The sequence below is a fragment of the Vibrio sp. 03_296 genome, assembly GCF_002265885.1.
This window is the reverse complement of the sequence record NZ_NPKW01000343.1, coordinates 1-1545: the sequence shown is the minus strand read 5'-3', so window position 1 is coordinate 1545 and position 1545 is coordinate 1. Positions and strand designations below refer to the sequence as shown.

Annotated in this window: 3 protein-coding genes and 1 pseudogene; all 4 read left to right on the top strand. The window is 47.6% G+C overall.

Translation table 11 applies throughout. The features are described from left to right. Positions 1-236: pseudogene (locus CIK04_RS24505) on the top strand (ABC transporter permease); the annotation flags it as partial. Between the two features lie 109 nt (positions 237-345). Further along, positions 346-741 carry a hypothetical protein gene (locus CIK04_RS33755; RefSeq protein WP_325205785.1) on the top strand — a complete coding sequence of 132 codons (396 nt, stop codon included), beginning with the start codon at positions 346-348 and terminating at the stop codon, positions 739-741. After that, positions 677-859, top strand: a complete 183-nt coding sequence (locus CIK04_RS33750) for an SPOR domain-containing protein (protein WP_325205784.1) — start codon at positions 677-679, stop codon at positions 857-859. Before CIK04_RS33755 ends, CIK04_RS33750 begins: the two co-directional genes overlap by 65 nt. Then, entirely contained in the window at positions 859-1098 is a 240-nt protein-coding gene (locus CIK04_RS33745) for a hypothetical protein (protein WP_325205783.1), read from the top strand. The genes CIK04_RS33750 and CIK04_RS33745 overlap by 1 nt, the downstream gene beginning before the upstream one ends. Positions 1099-1545 lie beyond the last annotated feature (447 nt).

Below are 1545 nucleotides of genomic sequence, written 5' to 3'. Positions count from 1 at the left end.
ACCGTGCAAGTCGCTAACGCGATCATGTCGGAAGCGGCGCTCTCGTTCTTAGGGCTGGGTTTGCCCGTTGACCAACCGTCACTGGGCGCATTGATCAGCATTGGTTTTAACTACATCTTCTCCGGCGCTGTGTGTCGACCGCCTTCCCTGGCATTGTGCTGGTGACGCTGGTGTTAGTGATCAACCTATTGGGTGACTGGTTACGTGACGTATTTAACCCAAATCTACAAGGGTGATCTGAGCTGATTGATTTATAATCGGAAAACTACCTAAACTAAGAGTCGTAAGCCAATTACGGCTCTTTTTTTGCTTGTCATTTTTTATTCACCAGTACGCGGCAAATTTTTGGCCTTACAACGTGTTGTAGGCAGCAGTCTGAGCGTCACTGAACAATTCATTGATGAAACGGGTAGAGTGAAGTTATGGAACAAAGCAAATCGGCCCTTTTGCCGATCTTCAAACCTACAACGATTGTGGCTGATGGCGGCATTGTGCTTTTTTGGTGTTGCTACTCCTGCAGCGGCGGAAGGCTTTCTATGTGAAGCCACACAGGCAAGCACCAACGAATTACCCATGTTAGATAAAGCCTGCCCGATTGGCGAGTGTTTGGGTAAAAAGCGCCCAAAAGCGGCAAAGAGGATTTCTTTGGATTCAATGTGGCATCTTAAATCAGCCAATGCCACTGGCCGACGCCAAACCGCTTTACAAGCAGATCACCACCGATGTGTGGATGAAACCTGAAAACAAAGCCTATCGTTGCTTAATTGGCCCGTATCAATCTTTTGCTCAAGCCAGCAAAGATCTTAAACAGGTCAAAAAACTGGGACGATTACCGAGAAGCCTTTTATCGAGTCGTTAATGCCACATTCTGCGGCAAAACCGGTCACGGCAAGCAAAGAACAGAAAGCGATAACCAAGCCCACCGCCCCAAAAACGCAACAGAAAGTACCGGTTGCTGCCAACAAGCCAATGCCTTCTCCTGCGCAGGCGACCTTGGCCACAACGCCAGCTAAGCGCAGTAACGACGACTCTTCATCCATCGACATTCGTAAAAGTAGCCGAGTTAAAAGGTACGTACTTATGCAGTGCCTTACTTGATGGATGATGAGCACCAGTTTTATATGGAACACAACCAAGCATGGAATCGCTTGGATTACAGCAGTGCGGAAGTGGTGTTGCAGCTGATCTGCACATTGCGCTTTGTTAACCGAAGCAGGAATTTTTTACCCTGCTGGACTCCAAAGTGATGGAAAACCAGCACTGGCCAATGAGCAAGTTGCCCTATTGGGAAGAGGAAAAAAGGCTTCTTTACCGATGGTCGTGTGACGCAGGTAAAAGGCTCTTCGCTGTTGAATGTGCTGTGTGTGAAGTAGTTGGATGAAATCAAAAACAAATAAGCCCCGTGATGCGGGGCTTGGTGTATAYCAACAATTTGGTCTTATTTCATGATTGGCAGTTCAGAGAACACTGATGTCATGATGTCTTGATCGTAGCCAAACAAACTGTATTGCGGTGCAGAAGTGCCTCCTTGGTCTTCGCTCCAGG